Source organism: Gemmatimonadota bacterium, assembly GCA_016712265.1.
Classification (GTDB): domain Bacteria; phylum Gemmatimonadota; class Gemmatimonadetes; order Gemmatimonadales; family Gemmatimonadaceae; genus RBC101.
On the sequence record JADJRJ010000028.1, the window covers coordinates 1,233,948 to 1,252,557 of the forward strand.

Annotated in this window: 14 protein-coding genes and 1 riboswitch; of the genes, 4 read left to right on the forward strand and 10 right to left on the reverse strand. The window is 68.0% G+C overall.

The features are described 5' to 3' along the window. Nucleotides 1–189 precede the first annotated feature (189 nt). Nucleotides 190–1,527 (forward strand): citrate synthase, encoded by a 1,338-nt coding sequence (locus IPK85_12070; GenBank protein MBK8248123.1) that lies wholly within the window; start codon nucleotides 190–192, stop codon nucleotides 1,525–1,527. A gap of 63 nt (nucleotides 1,528–1,590) precedes the next feature. Here IPK85_12070 and IPK85_12075 read toward each other — a convergent pair whose 3' ends face one another. The 7 genes from IPK85_12075 to IPK85_12105 all read right to left on the reverse strand — a co-directional run bounded on the left by IPK85_12075 (nucleotide 1,591) and on the right by IPK85_12105 (nucleotide 8,169). After that, a complete protein-coding gene (locus IPK85_12075; GenBank protein MBK8248124.1) occupies nucleotides 1,591–2,166 on the reverse strand; it encodes a hypothetical protein in 576 nt (191 codons plus the stop codon). A 124-nt stretch (nucleotides 2,167–2,290) separates the two neighbouring features. Further along, nucleotides 2,291–2,917 carry a HupE/UreJ family protein gene (locus tag IPK85_12080; GenBank protein ID MBK8248125.1) on the reverse strand — a complete coding sequence of 209 codons (627 nt, stop codon included), beginning with the start codon at nucleotides 2,915–2,917 and terminating at the stop codon, nucleotides 2,291–2,293. Between the two features lie 78 nt (nucleotides 2,918–2,995). Further along, a complete protein-coding gene (moeB, locus tag IPK85_12085) occupies nucleotides 2,996–4,159 on the reverse strand; it encodes a molybdopterin-synthase adenylyltransferase MoeB (GenBank protein MBK8248126.1) in 1,164 nt (387 codons plus the stop codon). 2 nt (nucleotides 4,160–4,161) lie between these two features. Beyond that, entirely contained in the window at nucleotides 4,162–4,437 is a 276-nt protein-coding gene (locus tag IPK85_12090; GenBank protein ID MBK8248127.1) for a MoaD/ThiS family protein, read from the reverse strand. A 36-nt stretch (nucleotides 4,438–4,473) separates the two neighbouring features. Beyond that, on the reverse strand, nucleotides 4,474–5,718 hold the full coding sequence (gene thrC, locus IPK85_12095) for a threonine synthase (protein ID MBK8248128.1): 1,245 nt from the start codon (nucleotides 5,716–5,718) through the stop codon (nucleotides 4,474–4,476). After that, entirely contained in the window at nucleotides 5,715–6,701 is a 987-nt protein-coding gene (locus IPK85_12100; GenBank protein MBK8248129.1) for a homoserine dehydrogenase, read from the reverse strand. The genes thrC and IPK85_12100 overlap by 4 nt, the downstream gene beginning before the upstream one ends. A gap of 63 nt (nucleotides 6,702–6,764) precedes the next feature. Then, nucleotides 6,765–6,840: riboswitch (SAM riboswitch) on the reverse strand. A 48-nt stretch (nucleotides 6,841–6,888) separates the two neighbouring features. After that, nucleotides 6,889–8,169: a VWA domain-containing protein gene (locus IPK85_12105; GenBank protein MBK8248130.1), complete on the reverse strand. Its 1,281-nt coding sequence runs from the start codon at nucleotides 8,167–8,169 to the stop codon at nucleotides 6,889–6,891. 160 nt (nucleotides 8,170–8,329) lie between these two features. Here IPK85_12105 and IPK85_12110 point away from each other — a divergent pair, with 160 nt between their 5' ends. The 3 genes from IPK85_12110 (at nucleotide 8,330) to IPK85_12120 (ending at nucleotide 15,949) form a co-directional block, all read left to right on the forward strand. Continuing rightward, nucleotides 8,330–11,380 (forward strand): hypothetical protein, encoded by a 3,051-nt coding sequence (locus IPK85_12110; GenBank protein MBK8248131.1) that lies wholly within the window; start codon nucleotides 8,330–8,332, stop codon nucleotides 11,378–11,380. A 41-nt stretch (nucleotides 11,381–11,421) separates the two neighbouring features. Further along, nucleotides 11,422–12,651 carry an MFS transporter gene (locus tag IPK85_12115; protein MBK8248132.1) on the forward strand — a complete coding sequence of 410 codons (1,230 nt, stop codon included), beginning with the start codon at nucleotides 11,422–11,424 and terminating at the stop codon, nucleotides 12,649–12,651. Between the two features lie 67 nt (nucleotides 12,652–12,718). Then, entirely contained in the window at nucleotides 12,719–15,949 is a 3,231-nt protein-coding gene (locus tag IPK85_12120; GenBank protein MBK8248133.1) for a sialidase, read from the forward strand. A 23-nt stretch (nucleotides 15,950–15,972) separates the two neighbouring features. Here the strand turns inward: IPK85_12120 and IPK85_12125 are convergent, their stop codons facing one another. The 3 genes from IPK85_12125 to IPK85_12135 are packed head-to-tail and all read right to left on the reverse strand — an operon-like array spanning nucleotide 15,973 to nucleotide 18,610. Then, nucleotides 15,973–16,602 carry a cytidylate kinase-like family protein gene (locus IPK85_12125; GenBank protein ID MBK8248134.1) on the reverse strand — a complete coding sequence of 210 codons (630 nt, stop codon included), beginning with the start codon at nucleotides 16,600–16,602 and terminating at the stop codon, nucleotides 15,973–15,975. Then, on the reverse strand, nucleotides 16,599–17,099 hold the full coding sequence (locus tag IPK85_12130) for a GNAT family N-acetyltransferase (protein ID MBK8248135.1): 501 nt from the start codon (nucleotides 17,097–17,099) through the stop codon (nucleotides 16,599–16,601). The genes IPK85_12125 and IPK85_12130 overlap by 4 nt, the downstream gene beginning before the upstream one ends. Further along, nucleotides 17,096–18,610 (reverse strand): magnesium chelatase, encoded by a 1,515-nt coding sequence (locus IPK85_12135; GenBank protein MBK8248136.1) that lies wholly within the window; start codon nucleotides 18,608–18,610, stop codon nucleotides 17,096–17,098. Before IPK85_12135 ends, IPK85_12130 begins: the two co-directional genes overlap by 4 nt.

An 18,610-nucleotide genomic window follows, 5' to 3' on the forward strand; every position in this document is an offset into this window, starting at 1 on the left:
GGCGGCGTGGCGGGGTCTCCAGCTGGGGCGGGTATTGCCGCGGGACGCGGCTGCCGAAACCTAAGAGGTTGCCGCAACCGGGGAGCGGTGCGACCGGCCGATGCAGGTGCATCATGCTCCTCACTAGCTTTCTCGCATGCCCGCCGCACGGACGCGACGGGCCACGAGTTTCACCGGAGACCAGACGACATGAGCACGACCTCGACGCCGGGGGCGTCCGCGACCGATACGCTCGACGTACGCGACAACCGCACGGGAAAGAGCTACACGATCCCGATCAAGGACGACACCATCCGGTCGGCCGACCTCAAGCAGATCAAGGTCAACGCCGACGACTTCGGGATGATGGCGTACGATCCGGCGTTCATGAACACCGCGTCGTGCCGCTCGGCTATCACCTACATCGACGGCGACAAGGGCATCCTGCGCTACCGCGGATACCCGATCGAGCAACTCGCCGAGCAGGCGTCGTTCCTCGAGGTCGCCTGGCTGCTGCGGCACGGCGAGCTCCCGACCCAGCCCGAGTACGACAAGTGGGTGCACAACATCACGTTCCATACGTATGTGCACGAGAACATCAAGCGGTTCCTTGAGGGGTTCCGTTATGATGCGCACCCGATGTCGATGCTGGGGAGTGCGGTGGCCGCGCTATCCTCGTTCTATCCGGAAGCGCGCCAGATCCATGACCCCGAGCAGCGCGACATCGCGATCGTACGGCTCCTGGCCAAGGTGCCCACCATCGCGGCGTTCTGCTATCGCCACGTCAAGGGCCTACCGTTTGTCTACCCGGACAACGACCTGTCGTACGCCGGGAACTTCCTGTCGATGATCGCGCGGATGTCGGAGTCGAAGTACGAACCGAACGAGACGTTCGTGCGGGCGATCGAGGTGCTGTTCATCCTGCACGCGGATCACGAGCAGAACTGTTCTACGAACGCGGTGCGCGCCGTCGGATCATCGCAGGTGGATCCCTTCAGTGCGGCGGCGGCGGGGATCATGGCCCTGTTTGGGCCGTTGCACGGGGGCGCGAACGAGCAGGTCCTCCGCATGATCGAGAAGATCGGCGACGTGAAGAACGTCAAGCCGTTCATCGACGAGGTGAAGAGCGGCAAGGGCGGCGAGCGCCTGATGGGCTTTGGTCACCGCGTGTACAAGTCGTACGACCCGCGCGCGAAGATCGTCAAGAAGCTCGCGTACGATGTGTTCAAGGTCGTCGGGATGGATCGGGATCTCGAGATTGCGCTTGAGCTGGAGCGGATCGCCCTCGAGGACGACTACTTCATCGGGCGCAAGCTGTACCCGAACGTCGACTTCTACACGGGGTTGATCTATCGCGCCATGAAGTTCCCGACGGACTACTTCACGGTGCTCTTCGCGATTCCGCGGATGGCGGGGTGGCTGGCGCAGTGGGAGGAAATGCTGCTCGACAAGGAGCAGAAGATTGCCCGGCCGCGCCAGATCTACACGGGCTCGGACGAGCGGGCGTACCAGCACTCCCTGGATCGCTACAAGCGGGTGAGCAAGTAGGGACACCTCGCGGGACAACAGGGGGCGATCCGCCAGCGCGGGTCGCCCCCTATTCCTTGCTGCCTAACGCTGCGCCGTCGCGGCCTGCCTCGCCCCGCGCGTCAGTTCCCGCTGCCGGGTGCGGCAGGCGTGGGCTACCGGACACACGTCGCACCGTCGTACGCGGGCGGTGCAGATGAGCGCGCCGAGTTCCATGAGGGCCTGGTTGTGCGTCCAGGCCGTGGGCCCGCGGCGCGGCAGGATCGCCTCCGCGATGCGCCAGATGCGCGCGAGGTCCCGCGCGCGCTTGGGGCGAAGGTGCGGGGCGAACACGCGGGCAATCACCCGGGCGACGTTCGTGTCGACGAGCGCGGCAGGCCGCTCGAAGGCGAACGATGCCACCGCTCCGGCGGTGTAGGGACCGATTCCGGGGAGGGCACGCAGCGCCGAGGGATCTGCGGGCAGCGTGCCATCTCCATCCCGCATGACGCGTCGTGACAGGGCGTGCAGGTTGCGCGCGCGGGCGTAGTATCCCAGCCCTTCCCATTGCTCGCGGACGGCGGCGGGGCGTGCGGCAGCCAGGGCGTGCAGGGAGGGAAAGCGTTCGAGGAAACGCGCATAGAACTCCAGCACGCGGGACACCTGCGTTTGCTGCAGCATCAACTCAGAGACGAGGATGCGGTACGGATCGCGGGTGCGTCGCCAGGGCAGGTCTCGACCATGCCGGGCGAACCAGCGTCGGAGTCGACGCGAGACATCCGGCGCGTGGACCGGTATTCGGCGGTCAGGGCGCGGCGGCACGTCCCAGCAATCCCGCGTCCACGGCGAGCGTCGCGGCCAGCCAGAGTCCGACCGCAATGCTGGCCCAGCCGGACGCGGCCAGCAGGCCACGTCGTGCGTAGGACAAACGATCGGATGCCGCCTTCAGAGGCACCGCCATGAGGGCGGTCACCGTGGTCATCGCGACGACGGTCCCCAGGCCAAACATGGCGAGGTAGGCGAGAGCCTGCCGGGTATCCGTGACCGTGGCGAGCACCAGGAGCGCGACCGCGGCCGACCCGGCCAGGCCATGCATCATCCCGACGAGTGCCGGTCGAGCGCTGGAGGCCGGGCGGTCTTCCGGTGTTCGCAGGTTCGTGACCCCGATGGCGACCAGCATGAGGGCCACCCCGAACTCCAGTGCCTGGGCAACGCCTTCCGCCACGCTCACGCGAAACCAGGCGATAACGCCCCCGACGGCCAGGATGGTCGTACTGTGGCCCAGTCCCCAGAGTGCTCCCACCCGCGCGGCAGCGGTCACCGATGGGTGGCGCGCCACGATCGCGGCCACCGCCACCACATGGTCGGGGTCGAGTGCGTGTCGCAGTCCCAGCAGGAAGCCAAGGACCAAGAGCGAAAGGCCGGACAGCATGCGGGGGAAGGAAAGCGACCCGTGCCCGAAGGACAAGTAGCGTCCAGCGACGGGTCGCGTCGCCTTGTGGTTCCGCCGTCAGTACTTCGGAATGGAAGGATCGACGTCGTCCGACCATCGCAGGATTCCGCCGTCGAGGTTCCAGACTCGGTAGAACCCAGCGGCGAGGAGGTCGCGCACCGCCCGGGCGCTGCGGGCCCCGCTGCGGCAAGCGACCACAATATCGCGGTCGCGCGGCAGGCCTGGCAGGGCCTCGCCTAACGAGCCGAGGGGGATGAGCTGTGCGTCCGGGTACGCGGCCACGAGGACCTCGTGGGGCTCGCGGACGTCGAGTAGCAGCAGGTCATCGCCCTGCGCGCGGCGGGCCACGAGCTCGCGCGGCGTGATCGACGGCACCTGGTCCGTGGCCTGCGGGGGCCGGATGCCGCAGAGTTGGTCGTAGTCGGCGAGCGCCGTGAGGGTGCGTGTTCCACACGCGGGACACTGCGGGTTGCGTGATGCCTTCACGGTGCGCCAGCGTGCACCCAGTGCGTCGACGAGGAGGAGTCGCCCTGCGAGTGGCTCCCCGATGCCAAGGATCCACTTGAGCGCTTCGGTCGCCTGCAGGGTCCCGACGAGGCCGGGCAGGACGCCAAGCACGCCGCCTTCAGCGCAACTCGGGACGAGCCCTGCAGGGGGCGGTTCCGGATACAGGCATCGATAACAGGGGCCGTCCGGCGTACAGAAGACCGATACCTGTCCATCAAAACGAAAGATCGACCCGTAGGCATTCGGCACGCCGGCGAGGACGCACGCATCGTTGACGAGGTACCGCGTGGCGAAATTGTCCGTCCCGTCGACCACGATGTCGTACGCCTGGATGATCTCGAGGGCGTTGTCGCGGGACAGGCGCACGTCATGGGGGACGACCGTAACGTGTGGATTGACGTCGTGCAAACGACGGATGGCGGAATCCAGCTTGGAGTGCCCGACCTCCGAGGTACCGTGCAGCACCTGGCGCTGCAGGTTGGTGACGTCGACCACGTCAAAATCCACGATGCCTAACGTGCCGACGCCGGCAGCAGCGAGGTACAGGGCGGCGGGGGATCCCAGGCCACCGGCGCCAATGAGGAGGATGCGTGCGGCCTTGAGCTTGCGCTGGCCCTCCAGCCCCACCTCGGGGAGGAGCAGGTGGCGGCTGTAGCGTGTTAGCTCGGCGTGGGACAGTGCGTCGGGGCGGGGCGTGGCGATCACGGTGGACATGATCAACCTCCGGCCACGGCGGGGACGATCACGATCTCGTCCCCCTCGCGCACGATCGTGGCGAAGCCGTTGGCGAGGCGGATGTCCTCATCGTTCAGGTACACTGTGACAAACGGGTACGGCTCGCCTGCGGCGTCCCGGAGGCGTGGTCCCACGGTTGGGAAGCGTGCCACGAGGTCATCGAGGGCTGCCCCGACGGTGGGGCCCTCGGCGTGAAGTTGGCGCTGGCCGCCAGTATGGGCAGCCAGGGCAGAGGGAAGGAAGATGGGTACCGGCATGGTCAGTGTGAGGAATGCGAGAAGGTGGAGTTGCGGTCAGATCAGGGCGGCCACGTCGCGCACGCGCGGCGCAATGACGGGCACGGTGGAGAGGTCGGCAGCCAGGGACTCGGCGGTCTTGAGGCCATGGCCGGTGATGCAGAGGACCACCTCGTCCTCCGGTATGAACGCGCCCCGGGCGGCGAGGGCCTTCGTGGCGGCGTACGTCACGCCAGCCGCCGTCTCGCCAAACACGCCGGTGAGCGAGGCCAACTCACGAATGCCGGCCCGGATGAGGTCGTCCTCCACGTGCGCCGCGTCGCCGCCACTGTTGCGCAGCACCTGCGTCGCGGCCCGGCCGTCGGCCGGGTTGCCGATGGCCAGCGACCGCGCGATGGTCGCCGGGCGTTCCGGCACGATGGCCCCGTCGCCGCGGGCGAAGGCACGCACGATGGGCGCGCACCCCGACGCCTGGGCGCCATACAGCCGCGGCGGCGTTCCCGCGACGAGGCCGGCGGCGAGGAATTCACCAAAGCCCTTGTGCAGCTTGGTCACCAGGGAGCCGCCGGCCATCGGTGCGATCACGGCCGTGGGCAGGCGCCAGCCCAGCTGCTCGGCGATCTCGAAGGCCATCGTCTTGGACCCTTCGCCGTAGTAGGCGCGCAGGTTGACGTTCGCGATCCCCCAGGCAAACTCATCGGCCAGCTGGGCGCAGAGGCGGTTCACGTCGTCATAGGTCCCGCGGACGCGCACGAGGCGTGGGCCATGGACGAGCGTCGCAATGAGCTTGGCCTGCTCCAGCTCCTCCGGCACGAAGATCCACGCCGGGATGCCTTCGCGAGCGGCCGCAGTGGCCACCGCGTTGGCGAGATTGCCGGTCGACGCGCAGGCGATGGCCTCGAGGCCGAAGGCGCGGACCGCGTTCAGCGCTGTCGCGACGACGCGGTCCTTGAAGGAGAGGCTCACGGACGAGAGCGCATCAACCTTGAGCCACGCGCGCCTGACGCCGAGCACCTGCGCCACCCGGGGCGCATCGAGCAGCGGGGTCCACCCGACCTGCCGGGCGGCGACGGGGGCGCCCTCAAACGGCAACCAGTCGGCGTAGCGCCACAGGGTGTGCGGCCGGCCCGCGATCTCCTCACGGTCCGGCAGGACGCGCTCGGCAGGGTAGACCACCTCCAGGGGGCCGAGGCATTCGGCGCAGGTGGCGGCGGGCCGGGGTGATTCATGGGGCCTGCCGCACGCGCTGCAGGTTAACGGGTACGCGGCGAGGGCCTGCGGGGGCAAGGCAACGGATGTCATGCGGCCACCTGCGTGCGAGGGGTGGCGACGTATCCCGCGGCCGCCTGGGCCACGTCGGCGAGGAGCGCCGAGGCGGTGCGGACCCCTCCGGCGCCGGGGCCAAACCAGCGCAGCTGGCCGGCAAGGGCGGCCTCGAGTTCAATGGCGTTGGTCACGTCGCTTACCTGAGCCAACGGGTCGCTGGATTCGAGGACGCGCGGTTCTACCAGCAGGTGGGTGCCGCCGTGCGTCCACGCATCGGCCATAAGGCGTACGCGGCGTCCCTCGGCGAATGCGGCGCGGGCGAGGGGCACGGTGTGCGCACCCACTCCCCGGATGCGGATCCGGTCGAGGTGGACCGGGGTGCCCCAGGCGATGGTGGCGAGGATGGCCAGCTTGGCGGCCGCGTCAGTTCCATCAAAGTCGGCGGTGCTCCCCCGCTCGCTGAGGCCGGCGGCGGAGGCAGCGACGACCGCCTCGTCCCATGACGTCCCGCGCTCCACGGCGCTGAGGACGTAGGTGCTGGTCCCGTTGAGGATGCCACGGATCGCGCGGACCTCTTCCCCTTGCAGTGAGTCGCGCAGCGTGCGCACGATCGGGATGGCCGCGGCCACGGTCGCTTCGGCGAACAGCCTCGGGTGACGCTGGGCCAGTGCCTGCAGTAGAGTGTTTGAGTTGGCTACCGCCTGCTTGTTTGCCGTGATGACGGCGGCCCCACGGGCGAGGGCGCCACTGAGCCAGGCCGCCGCCGTGGGAGCGCCACTGGCCTCGACCACCAGGTCGATGGTGGGATCCAGCGCGAGCTGCTGGGGGTCGTTCCCGACATGGACGTGGTGCGGGAAGTCGCGCACGCGGTCGGGGTGTCGAACGGCAAGGCGCGCCAGTTGGACGCGCGCACCGCTGCGGCGCTCGATGCGCGCGACCGCGTCGGCGAGGTGATGGGTGAAGCTCTGGCCCACGGTCCCGTGACCAATGAGCCCGAGCCGGAGCACGGGAACTGCCATGACAGGATCCTCCGTCCACCCGTCCCGAAGGACCCGGATACAAAAATTCCCCGAACGGCATAGCCTCGGGGACGAGTGGGCTGTTTAGCGTTTGGTTTAACGTGGCCGCAAGTTGCCGTAAATCGCCACGGACGTTCGATTGTGACGGACAGTATCGGCCGGTCGGTGGCCGATGTCAAGCCCCGACCTACGAGACGCGCCGGGTCTTCTTCTTGAGAAAGTCCATCAGGATGTACTGGCCGAGGGTCATCGTGTTGGTGAAGTAGGCGCGGCCACGGCTGATGGCCGACACGTGCTTCACGAACTCGACAAGGGCGCGGTCCCGCGCGAGCATGAAGGTGTTGATCATGATCCCGGCGCGACGGCAGTCGGCCACCTCGCGCAGCGTTTCGCGAATGACCCAGGCATCGAGCCCCATCGCATTCTTGTAGGTCTCGCCGTTCGGCATGGTCAGCGCGCTCGGCTTTCCATCGGTGATCATGACGATCTGTCGCATGTCCTTTTTCTGCGCCAGCAAAATGCGGCGGGCGAGCTTGAGTCCCTCCGCCGTGTTGGTGTGGTACGGTCCCACCTGGGCATGGGCGAGCGTGGCCAGCGGAATCTCCTCGGCGCCATCGTGAAACAGCACCACCCGAATGGTGTCGCCCGGGTACTGCGTGCGAATCAGGTGCGTGAGGGCGAGGGCGACCTTCTTGGCTGGGGTGAAGCGGTCCTCCCCGTAAAGGATCATCGAGTGCGAGCAGTCGAGCATCAGCACGGTGGCGCACGAGGAGCGATACTCGGCCCGGTTGACCATCAGGTCCGGGTAGTCGACATCTAGCGGAAGGTCCAACGAGCCCGTGCGAGCCAGGGTGTTGGCCAGGGTGCCGCTGACGTCGAGATTCAGCACGTCGCCAAACTCGTACGGCTTGCTGCCGGCGTCGGCCTCGACGCCGGTCGCGAGGTGTGGCGTCTCGTGACTGCCGAATGAACTGCGACCTAACGATCCGAGGATGCCTCGCAGGGCCTTGTAGCCGAGGAAGTCGATCCCCTTGCCGGTGAGGGAGAACTGGACGTCGCGGGCGGCGGCGCGGGCCAGCCCGCCGGGGCCGGTGACCTCCTGGTGGGAGTCCGGCATGCGGGGCTGCTGCTCGGCCTTGAGGTAGCCTTGCTCCATCAGGCGCTGGACGATCTTGTCGAGCAGCTCGGCCAGGGAGGCCTGGGCGACATCGTCGTCGTCGCCGCGCAGGGCCTTGAGCATCTCCGGCGTGAACTGTCCCGAGTCGATGAGCGCCTGGAGGATCGCCTCCTTGAGCGCATCCATCGACCGGTCGGCGTCATCCCCCGTTTCTCCCCAGTAGGGATGCCAGGCCGGGCCGCCGGCAAAGCCGGACTGCAGCAGGAAGTCCGAGAGCTGCTCGAGCAGACGCTCAAGGTCCACCGCGTCCGCGGATTCCGGGGAGAACTTCGCGTACGTGTGGAATCGCATCGGGACCGGGGTGGGCGGCACAAGGAAACTACCACGCGGCAAGGCGGGCCGGGCCTTCTGGCGTGGCGTCCGTCGATTCACCACTGGCTGTCCGCCAACGCCTGTCAATCGGACCTGAGTCCCGGTCCAACTTGAACTCGGCGAACGAGGGTCGGGTTTCATGCGCGAAGCGCGCGGGCGGGTCCAGTTCATGTCCGGGGTTGCCGTCGCGTGTCTGACATGCGCGGCGGCGGTTGGCGCACAGGCGATAGACAGCACCAGTCCTGCGTGGCCTGCCCTCGGACGATCGCTCGGGCAGCCTCCGGTGTGGCAGCACTATGTGGGGGCGTTTCGAGCGTCGGGCGGGCCCAGCGGCGCGTCACCTACGGTGAGCGTGTACGCCGGGGGGTACCGCGCGTATCGCGGGGCGGTGAGTGGGGTCTTGGGGGTTAGCGTTGAGCCCACCCTTTCCGTGTACCCCGAGGTACATCCCGGGGCGCGCCTGCTGTTCACCAGTCGGGCCCTTTCGCTCAGCGCCGGCCTGCAGTTCGTGGAGGGGACGGCGCGTCCCTCCTCCATCCTGAGCTGGAACACGGCGATCCTCCGGGGTGGTGTGGTGGGGCATGGCTCGATGCTGCGGGTCGACTGGACGCCGCATGGCCAGCAGCGCGTGGCGGCCGGCTTTTTCGTGCCCCTGCACCCCTTGGCGGGACATACCCGGCCGCGACAAACCGGCGTCGCGCTACCGGCGGGTGCGCTCGCCTCGATGGTGGTACCTGGATCGCTGCCGCCAGCGGTTGAGCGGGCGCTGCACACCATGGAGGAAGCCGGCACGGATGTCGACCGATTCTCGGATGTGTATCCCACCGTGGCCAACGGGCCGTTGCGGCGGTCGTTGGATCGGTTTCGCGCGCGAGTCCGGCTGGTGCGGGACTCCATCACGTCGCCGCGGCCGGGGCGATCCGCCGGGGTCTCCTACGAGGAAGCCGTGACCCGCTACCACGCGGCGCTGGATACCGCGTTTGCCGGGGCGCTGCCGAATGGTGGAGCTGGCACGGTCGCCCGGGCCGCGCGTGGCGCAATGCTTCGCGAGGTGATCCTCCCGGTGAACGCGCTGTTCGGGCAGGTCAAGACGGCGGGCGATGGACTGGCCGGGTTGCGCGTTCGGGCTGAGGCGGCCTTCCTGCGTTGGCTTGCCGATTCGTCGGGCGTCCCCGCGACGGAGCAGGACCAGGCACGAGCCGTCTTCCGGCGGTTTGGCGATCACGTCGAACGCGTCTATGGTCGGCAGGTTCGCGACGGGGCCAGGTCGCGGGCGCTGTGGCTCGCGCCCCAACTGGCCCTGCGCCCGGAGGAGCACGATACGCAGGCGGAGATCGATGCGCTTATTGAGCTGGCGACAGGCCATACGTTCTCACAGGAGAACCGGATCACGTACCTGCGGAGTGCCGACGTGCAGCATGAGTTCCTGCGCACGATCCGGGCCGCGCGGGACTACCACGTCCTGTGGCTCCATGACTTCATGGGCCGCAACGGCGGGGAATTCGACGCGGTGGGATTCGCCTTTACCGTGAACGGCTACCTCGCGGCGCTGACCGATGCCGTGCGGGCGTTTGATCGGACGGGACGCCTGCCGCAGTACTTCATCTTCCTCGACCAGCACTTCTACGACCTCCGCGACGGGCGTCTGTGGATGACGTTGCTGGAGGATCCGCTCGGGGCAAGCCAGCAGATCGTGGCCCGCGACACGTCGTTGAGCCGACAGCTGGGTGACCAGCTGCTGGCCCTGCGGCGCGCCGTGGAAACGTCCGCGGGGTTGCAGGCTGCGGCGACGCAGCGGGGAGGGGCGGCCTGGCTGCGCCGCGTCGTCCGGGTGCAGGTGAGCGTCACCCTGCCCAGCGACTTCTCGTTTCGCAGCAAGCACATCGTTCCCGGGGTGCCGTTGGTGCCGGACAACATCGTCCGGGACCACCGCAAGCTGGCGTTCTACGACCTCCGCGAGGACGACCCCAATCGCGGAGAGCTGGTCGTGGCGGGGGCGGGGATCGGCGAGCAGTATGCCAGCGCCACCTGGGATGACCGCGCGCTGTTGCTTCGTGGGCCGGCTGCGATCACGGCGAAGCGTGCGGCCCGTGAGCTCTTGGCGGCGCACGGGGTGCGTGCCGCGGATCTTCCGGCGGTGTTGCGGGAGTCGCAGGGCGTCGTCGCCTGGACCTCGTTAGGCGGCGACCCCCGCAATGTGGCGACGGTCATGCAGCTGCACAACGTGCCCGGGTTCGGTCGCAAGTCCTCGACGGTGGCGCGCGCCATGCTCTATAGCCTGATGCCGCGGGGGAGCATGATGGTCGTGCCGGATCCGCTGTGGCTGAGCAGCGAGTGGGCGGGGATGCTCGTTGGCGCCGCCATGCGCGGGGCCACCGTGTACGTCATTGCGCCGTCGATCCTGAACGCACCAAGCGCTGGCTTGCCGCAGGTGTCAACGACCCATGATCTGTTGGCGCACCTCCTGGTCCTGGCCGATGAGATGGGCCCCGTCATGCAGGCGGCCGGCGGTGCGCTCCACGTGGGCATCTTCACAGCGAAGGAGGATGTCAACGACGTCCGGGCGCAGATCGCCGAGATCAGCTCGGGGTTGCGGCGGTCGGCCGTGGCTCGACAGGCGTTTCCCTTCCCGTCGTCACTGGTCGCAGCCACCGACTCGCTTCCCATGATGCTGGACCTGCCAACCTATGCGCCGCTCGCGATCGCCGAGGATGCGTTCCTCCGCCTCCCGCAACTGCACCAGAAGACGCAATTCTTCGCGACGCGCGGCGCGGTAGAGCGTTTGGTCGCCTTGCCGGAATGGCGGGACATCTTCCTCCGGGTGTTTGCGACACGGATTCGCCAGGCCTCCGCCGTGCGCGACACGGCCGGGGCGGAGGTCGCGGCGCGCGCGTACATGGGGGTGGGGCTCGCCATGATCGAGAAGTACCGCGCGGGGGTACCGCCGTCGGGAGGGGATGTGATGTACCTGAGCCTGGGGTCGCAGAACCAGGATCCGCGCGGCATGTGGCTGGACGGCGAGGCGACCTTGCTGGTGAGCGGGGTCGGCACGGTCGTGTCGCTCCCCGACTTCTACTACATGCTGGCGCGTTCCACCTGGGTCACACGCGCCGACCAGTTGCGCCGCTTCTATCCGGAGGTCGACAACCTGCGGCGCCGGTTGGGTCGGCTCATTCGATACGCGTTGTAGGAGCCGTGCGGGGCGCGGGGTGGGGTGCCTAACTTACCGGGGTGAGTGCCCCGCGTCGTCCAGCCAATCCGTTCCGGGTCCTGTTGACCCACGTGAACTTCCGGCGTTTCTGGTTTGGCCAGACGCTCTCCCTGGTCGGGACGTGGATGCAGTCGATGGCGGTGGGTTGGCTCGCGCTGGAGCTCTCGGACAGTCCGTTCCTGGTCGGTGTGGTGGTCGCGTGTTCGGCGCTGCCCATCCTCCTGTTTTCGTTGGTGGCCGGCGTGCTCGTGGACCGCACGGACAAGCTGCGGCTCGTGCGCCTGGCGCAGGTGCTCCTGCTGGTCGAAGCCCTCCTCCTCTGGTGGTTCACGTGGCGGGGGGCACTCGCGATCCCGGCGCTTATCGGGCTGGTCCTCTTTGGTGGCTTGGTCGTGAGCGTGGAGATCCCCGCGCGCCAGTCGTTGATGATCGACCTGGTGGGCCGGGATGACCTGCGCGATGCGATCGCATTGAACTCCTCCGGCTTCAACCTCGCGCGCATTATCGGTCCGCCGATTGGGGCGGCGATCATCGCGCGGTGGGGGATTGCCTGGTGCTTCTTCGTCAACGCGGCGAGCTACCTCACCGTCTTGCTGGGGCTCTGGCTCATTGAGCTGCCGCCGCGTGTGGTGATGGTGCCGGCGACATCACCGTGGGAGGGGATGCGCGAGGGCGTACGCTACGTCCACGGCGACCTTCGGCTTCGCGGACTGGTCGAGACGATTGCCGTCTTCGCGGTGTTGTGCACGCCCACGCTCGCCCTGATGCCGGTCCTGGCGCGGGACCAGCTACGCCTCGGCCCCGGCGGCTACGGGCTCCTGCTGTCCGCGGTCGGCCTTGGCGGGTTGTGCGGCGCGCTCGCCTTGGCGGCGTCGAGCCCCCGCCTTCGGCGCGGGCGCCTGCTGAAGCGGTCTCAATACACGCTCGCCGCCCTGATCTTTCTGATCTCCCTCTCACGATGGCCGGCGCTGACCTACGTCTTGCTGCTTGGCACGGGCTTTGTGCTCATCGTGAACTCGGCGCTCGGGAATTCCGTGATGCAGGCCATCGCGCCGGACGAATTTCGCGGGCGGTTGATGAGCGTGTATTCGCTGATCGTTGTCGGCCTGCCGCAAGTGCTGGGCGCCTTCGCCGCCGGCAGTGTCGCCCGGTGGCTCGGCATTGGGTGGACCCTGGCCACGAGTGCCCTGTTGATGGTCGTGTACGGTCGCTGGGCCTTCGGCCGCTACCCGCAGCTCCGCGACCTGTAGCGCCGGGGTGGTGGCTGGCGCGGGCCGGGTCGCCGCGCGAGGTTCCCGAAGACCTCCTCTCCCTGCCATGCGCCTGCTGCCCTACGCCCTGCTCCTCGCGGCCATGCTGCCGCTTCCCGTCCCCGCGCAACGTCGCCCCGCACCACCGGTCGCTCCTGCGTCCACCGGTATCGACACGGCCTGGTACGCCGGCCTCCGCTGGCGGCACGTAGGCCCGGAGGGGAACCGCGTCACCTCCGTGGCTGGCGTCGTCGGCGACCGGACGACGTATTACGCCGGGGCGGCCTCCGGCGGTTTGTGGAAGACGAGCGATGGCGGCAATACCTGGCGACCGATCTTCGACGATCAGTCCGTTTCTTCGATCGGCGCGGTCGCGACGGCGCCGTCCGACCCCAACGTGGTGTGGGTGGGGACGGGAGAACCGTTCATTCGCTCGAACATCTCGGTGGGGTGGGGCGCGTTCCGATCGACCGATGCCGGCAAGAGCTGGACGAAGATGGGCCTGGAGCAGACCGGCCGGATCTCGCGTATCGTGATCCACCCGACCAACCCGGACATCGTATACATGGCGGCATTAGGTCATGCATACGGGCCGCAGCCGGACCGCGGGATCTTCCGCACCCAGGACGGGGGCAAGAGCTGGGACAAAGTCCTGTTCGTGAACGATAGTACCGGGGCGTCGGACCTCGTGATGGATCCGAACAACCCACGGATCCTGTTTGCCGGGATGTGGCAGCTCGAGATGCACACCTGGGGGCGACTGTCCGGTGGCGCCGGCAGTGGCATCTGGATGTCGCGCGATGGCGGGACGAGCTGGAAGCGGCTCACGGGCAACGGCCTTCCCACCACGCAGGTGGGGAAGATCGGGTTGGCGATGTCGCGGGCGAACTCCGGTCGGGTCTACGCGCTGATCGAGGCGGGCGACGGCCTTCCCGCCGTCAACGTCACGGAAACCACGCGCGGCCGTCTCTGGCGCTCGGACGATGGCGGCACGAATTGGCAGGTGGTGAGCTACGACCAGCAGGTGGCCGGCCGGACACACTACTACAACCGCATGGCGGCGATGCCCGACAACGCGGACGAAGCGTATTTCCTGACGGCCAACTGGGCGAAGACCGTGGACGGTGGCCGGACGATCACGGATCCCCCGATTGCGGCCACGCCCGGGGGGGATCACCACGATATCTGGATTGACGAGACCAACGGCCACCGCCAGATCGTGAGCCACGATGGTGGCATTTCCATCACCGAGAATCGCGGGCAGAGCTGGCGGCGTATCCAACTCCCTATTGCGCAGATGTACCACGTCGCGGTGGACAATCGGGTTCCGTACAATCTCTACGGCAACCGGCAGGACGGGCCGTCCACCATGGGGCCGTCCAACAGCAAGATGGCCGGGTTCTTCGGGGACGCCGGGATCCCGAGGGGACTCTGGTCGTCGGTGGGCGGTGGGGAGTCCGGGTGGGCTCAGCCGGACCCGGTCGATACCAACCTGGTCTGGAGCAGCGCCTCCGGCTTCGGCTCCGTGGGTGGGATCGTCTCGCGGTATGACATGCGGACGAAGGTGTCGGCGTCCGTTGAAGTGTGGCCGCAGGGGACCATCGGACACTCGGCGGATGAGGTGAAGTACCGCTTTGTCTGGACCTTCCCGGTGCACCTCTCCCCGCACGACCACAATCGCGTGTACGTGGGCTCCCAGCATGTGCACGCCACGACCGATGGCGGGCGGAGCTGGTCGGTGATCTCGCCGGACCTCTCGCGCAACGACCGCACCCGCATGGTCCGTTCGGGCGGCCTGACCCCGGACAACATCGGCGTCGAGTACTCCGGGGTCGTCTTCGCGATCACTGAATCCCGGCTGCGACGGGGGCTGATCTGGGCTGGGACAAATGACGGAAAACTCCACCTGACGCGCGACGGCGGTGCCACGTGGACCGACCTCACGGGCAACCTGCCCAATGCGCCGTTCTGGGGGACGATCTCCAACATCGAGGCCTCGCGCTACGACGAGGGCACGGCGTACCTCTCGATCGATGCCCATCAGTCCAACAACCGGGATCCCTTCATCTACAAGACCACGGATTTCGGGCGCACCTGGGTCCTCGTGGTCAATGGGATCCCGACATCCCCGCTGTCCTACGTACACGTGGTGCGGGAGGATCCCGTTCGCCGCGGCCTGCTCTACGCCGGGACCGAGAACGGCATGTACGTCTCGTTCAACGACGGGGCGCACTGGCAGCCGCTGCAGAACAACTTGCCGCACGCACCGGTCTACTGGATCGAGGTGCAGGAGCACTTCAATGACCTCGTGATTGCGACCTATGGCCGGGGGTTCTGGATCCTCGACGACATCACGCCGTTGCGCACGCTTGGCGCCGACGTGGCGGCGAAGGAGTCCCACCTCTTCGCCCCTCGCGCAGCGTACCGGTTCCTTCCCGTCGAAACACCCTTCTTTGATTTCGATGATCCGGTGATCGGCACCAACCCGACCTACGGGGCCTCGCTTCACTACTGGTTGAAGGCCGACGCGAAGGACTCGGTGCGGTTGACGGTCTCGGACGCCCAGGGGAAGGTCGTTCGTACACTCGCGGCGATGGGAAAAGCCGGGGTGAATCGCATCCATTGGGACCTGCGCAACGAGCCCACCGGGCAGGCGAAGTTGCGCGCGGTGAATCCCTATCATCCGGAAACGCGGTACGCCGCTGCCGGCGCCCCGGCCCCAGGCATCGGGCGCTTTAGCTGGCTGGTCCCTCCCGGCACCTACACCGTGAAGCTGAATGCCGGCGGCCGTGAGGAAACCCAAACGCTGGTGATCCGAAAAGACCCGGCGTCCGGCGGCTCCGAGGACGAGATTCGCCAGCAGGTCGCCCTGGCCAGCCAGGTCGCGGTAGACCTCGACAGCGCGGTCGCCATGGTCAACGCCCTCGAGGTGGTGCGCAGCCAGATCGCGACGTTGAAGGCGACCCTCGCGGACGATGCGAAGATGGCCGATGTGCGATCGCAGGTCGATTCCCTCGATCGAAAGCTCGTCGAGGTGGAGGACCAGCTGTTCCAGACCCGGACGACCGGTCGCGGACAGGACCTCATCCGGCACCCGTTCAAGCTGGGGGAACAACTCGTGTACTTCGGCCAGAGCGTGACCGCGTCAGACTACGCGCCAACGCAGCCACATCGGGAGGTGCAGCAAGTCCTCAAGGCCGACCTCGCCCGCATCCGCGCGATGTTCGATCGGGTCATGCGCACCGACGTGGAGGCGTTCAAGCAGGCGCTGCGGGCGCGCGGCCTGATCATCAGCTGACCGCGTGGCGCGCGCCGGGGTCGTCAGGCCCCGGCGCGCCTGGCCCACTCGACCACCAGCGCGGCGGCGCGGTCGATGCCAACCCACGAGGTGTCGACGCAGAGATGATAGTGCGAGGCGTCCAGCCAGTCGCGGTCCCAGTGACGGCGCACGAACTGCGCCCGACGCCGGTTCTCCTCGTCCACCCGCCGCGCGGCCTCGGCGGCGCCTAACGATTCTCGAGCTGCGACGCGGGCAACCAAGGCGTCATGCGGCGCCGAGCAGAGGACGTGCAGCGCATCCGTGCGCCCTTCGAGGCGGATCTGGGCGCCGCGCCCCACGACCACGATCGGGCCCCGCGACACCGCGTCGTCGATCACCTGGCGCGTCACCTCGACGAGTCGCCCTTCGCCCGGCCGGAACGGGGTGCCAATTGGGGTGCTCAGCACTTCCGCGGTCCCGTACGCCAGGACGTCGGCGAGTCGCTCGGCCAGGGTGGGGCCCTTCTCGTCGATCGCTTCCACCTCGGCTGGGGTGGCATGCAGCCCGGCGGCGATCCGCTCGATGAACGCATTGTCGAGCAGGGTCCAGCCCAGCTGCGCGGACACCTGGCGTGCCACGTCCGATCCGCCCGACCCGAAGAGGCGTGAGATGGTGACGATGCGCGCGCTCATGGCTGCACGCGCCGCCGGATGACCTGGGCGGGGACGAAGCCCAATGCTTCCCACGCCGCATTCGACGGGACGTTCCCGGTGTTGGTCCGCACGCGCAGGTCGCTGATCCCTCTGTCGTGGGCCCACGCGGTGGCGGCGCGCACCAACGCCCGCAGGGCCCCGCGCCGTCGACAGGCAGGAGACACGTAGGCTGTGGTGAGCACGCCGTAGGCGCCCACTCCCTCACGCCGCGTGATCGCGCAGCGCAGCATGCCGCACACGTCGTCCTCGCTGGTGGCGACAAACCACCCTTGCGATGCATCCGCGAGTTGGCGGCGCGTGAAGTCATGGAGGGCGCCCCCACTGTCCGCCGGAATCAGGCCAGCGCCGGCGAGCGCCTGTTCTTCCCGACGGAGCGCGGCGCGTAGCCCGACGATGACCGCCAGGTCATGCACGGACGCCGGTCGGATGGCGAGCGTACGTGGCGGAACGGCCAGCGGCGGTTCCGGGCGGGTCATGACTCCATGTCGTGCCCAGGCCGACGGCGAGACTCATGCGGGGCCCGCGCGTACAGCCCACGTTCGCTCCGTGAGAGTTTGCGCCGGGCCACCAGCGACTCCAGGAGCAGCTCACAGGCGGCCACCTCGGCTGCGTGATCGTCCGCCCGAGCCAGGCCGACGAACTCCACGAGACTGAGGAGCCCGGGCACCGTGGCAAAGGCCTGGCGGAGGGTGGTGCTCGACACGTCGTCCGAGACCTCGAGGGCGGCGCCCTGTTCGAACCAGAGCACGACGGCGTCGGCATCGAATGGCCCCACGCGGTCCCTCAGGGTGGCATCGCAGGCGCGCCGGATCAGCTCGCGGGCGATCACGGCCGCGCCGACCAACTCCCCCTCGTACTCCAACTCGAGCTTGCCTGTAATGGCCGGCAGCGCAGCGTAGAGATCGGAGAGTCGGGGGACGACCTCCGGGTCGCCGAGTTGCACGGCGCGCCGCTCGGCATTGGAGACCACGCTTTCCATTAGCGAGATGGGCAAGCGCTGGGAGACGCCCGAACGCCGGTCGATGCGCTTGTCGTGTCGGGCCTCAAACGCCACGCGTTCGATCACCTCGGCAACAAACTCTGGTATGCGGGTCGGGGGGCCGTCGCGCGTGGTCCAGGCTTCCTGTGCCGTGATCTGCATCCCCAGTGCCACCGTCTCGGGGTAATGCGTGATGACCTCGCTGCCGATGCGGTCCTTGAGCGGCGTGATGATCTTTCCACGCGCCGTGTAGTCCTCGGGATTGGCCGTGAAGCAGAGCAGGACGTCCAAGGGGAGCCGGACCGGGTAGCCCTTCACCTGCACATCACCTTCCTGCATGATGTTGAACAGGCCGACCTGCACCTTCCCCGCGAGGTCCGGCAGCTCGTTGAGGGCGAAGATTCCGCGGTTCGCCCGCGGCAGCATTCCGTAGTGGATGGTCAGTTCGTCGGACAGGAGATGTCCCCCGCGCGCCGCCTTGATCGGGTCGACGTCGCCGATCACGTCGGCGATGGTCACATCCGGCGTGGCGAGTTTCTCGACGAAGCGCTGGTCGCGCGTCACCCAGGCGATCGGCGTGGCGTCGCCCTGGGCGTCCAGCACCTGCCGGGCGTACTTGGAGATCGGAGCGTAGGGATTGTCGTTCACCTCGCTCCCGGCGACGACCGGGAGCTGCTCGTCCAGCAATGTGGTCAGGGCGCGGAGCAGGCGCGACTTGGCCTGCCCGCGGAGGCCGAGCAGGATGAAGTTGTGCCGCGCCAGGATGGCATTCACCACCTGCGGCATCACCGTGTCTTCGTAGCCAAACACGCCAGCGAAGATCGGGCCACCGGCACGCAGGCGGGCGAGCAGGTTGGTGCGCATCTCGTCCTTCACGGAGCGCAGCACGCGATCGCGCGCGCCCAGCGGGTGCTGCCGGAGTGCGCCTAACGTACGTGGAAGTTCAGTCAAGAAACCCTCACCAGTGGTCCGCAGATGGCGCCGAAAGAGGCGCGGTGGATCGTGCAT

What these genes read in the sequence shown, in the direction of transcription:
- IPK85_12070 (MBK8248123.1), top strand. Translation starts at nt 190, where the DNA reads ATGAGCACGACCTCGACGCCGGGGGCGTCCGCGACCGATACGCTCGAC.
- IPK85_12075 (MBK8248124.1), bottom strand. Translation starts at nt 2,166, where the DNA reads ATGCTGCAGCAAACGCAGGTGTCCCGCGTGCTGGAGTTCTATGCGCGT.
- IPK85_12080 (MBK8248125.1), bottom strand. Translation starts at nt 2,917, where the DNA reads ATGCTGTCCGGCCTTTCGCTCTTGGTCCTTGGCTTCCTGCTGGGACTG.
- moeB (MBK8248126.1), bottom strand. Translation starts at nt 4,159, where the DNA reads ATGTCCACCGTGATCGCCACGCCCCGCCCCGACGCACTGTCCCACGCC.
- IPK85_12090 (MBK8248127.1), bottom strand. Translation starts at nt 4,437, where the DNA reads ATGCCGGTACCCATCTTCCTTCCCTCTGCCCTGGCTGCCCATACTGGC.
- thrC (MBK8248128.1), bottom strand. Translation starts at nt 5,718, where the DNA reads ATGACATCCGTTGCCTTGCCCCCGCAGGCCCTCGCCGCGTACCCGTTA.
- IPK85_12100 (MBK8248129.1), bottom strand. Translation starts at nt 6,701, where the DNA reads ATGGCAGTTCCCGTGCTCCGGCTCGGGCTCATTGGTCACGGGACCGTG.
- IPK85_12105 (MBK8248130.1), bottom strand. Translation starts at nt 8,169, where the DNA reads ATGCGATTCCACACGTACGCGAAGTTCTCCCCGGAATCCGCGGACGCG.
- IPK85_12110 (MBK8248131.1), top strand. Translation starts at nt 8,330, where the DNA reads ATGCGCGAAGCGCGCGGGCGGGTCCAGTTCATGTCCGGGGTTGCCGTC.
- IPK85_12120 (MBK8248133.1), top strand. Translation starts at nt 12,719, where the DNA reads ATGCGCCTGCTGCCCTACGCCCTGCTCCTCGCGGCCATGCTGCCGCTT.
- IPK85_12125 (MBK8248134.1), bottom strand. Translation starts at nt 16,602, where the DNA reads ATGAGCGCGCGCATCGTCACCATCTCACGCCTCTTCGGGTCGGGCGGA.
- IPK85_12130 (MBK8248135.1), bottom strand. Translation starts at nt 17,099, where the DNA reads ATGACCCGCCCGGAACCGCCGCTGGCCGTTCCGCCACGTACGCTCGCC.
- IPK85_12135 (MBK8248136.1), bottom strand. Translation starts at nt 18,610, where the DNA reads ATGCACGATCCACCGCGCCTCTTTCGGCGCCATCTGCGGACCACTGGT.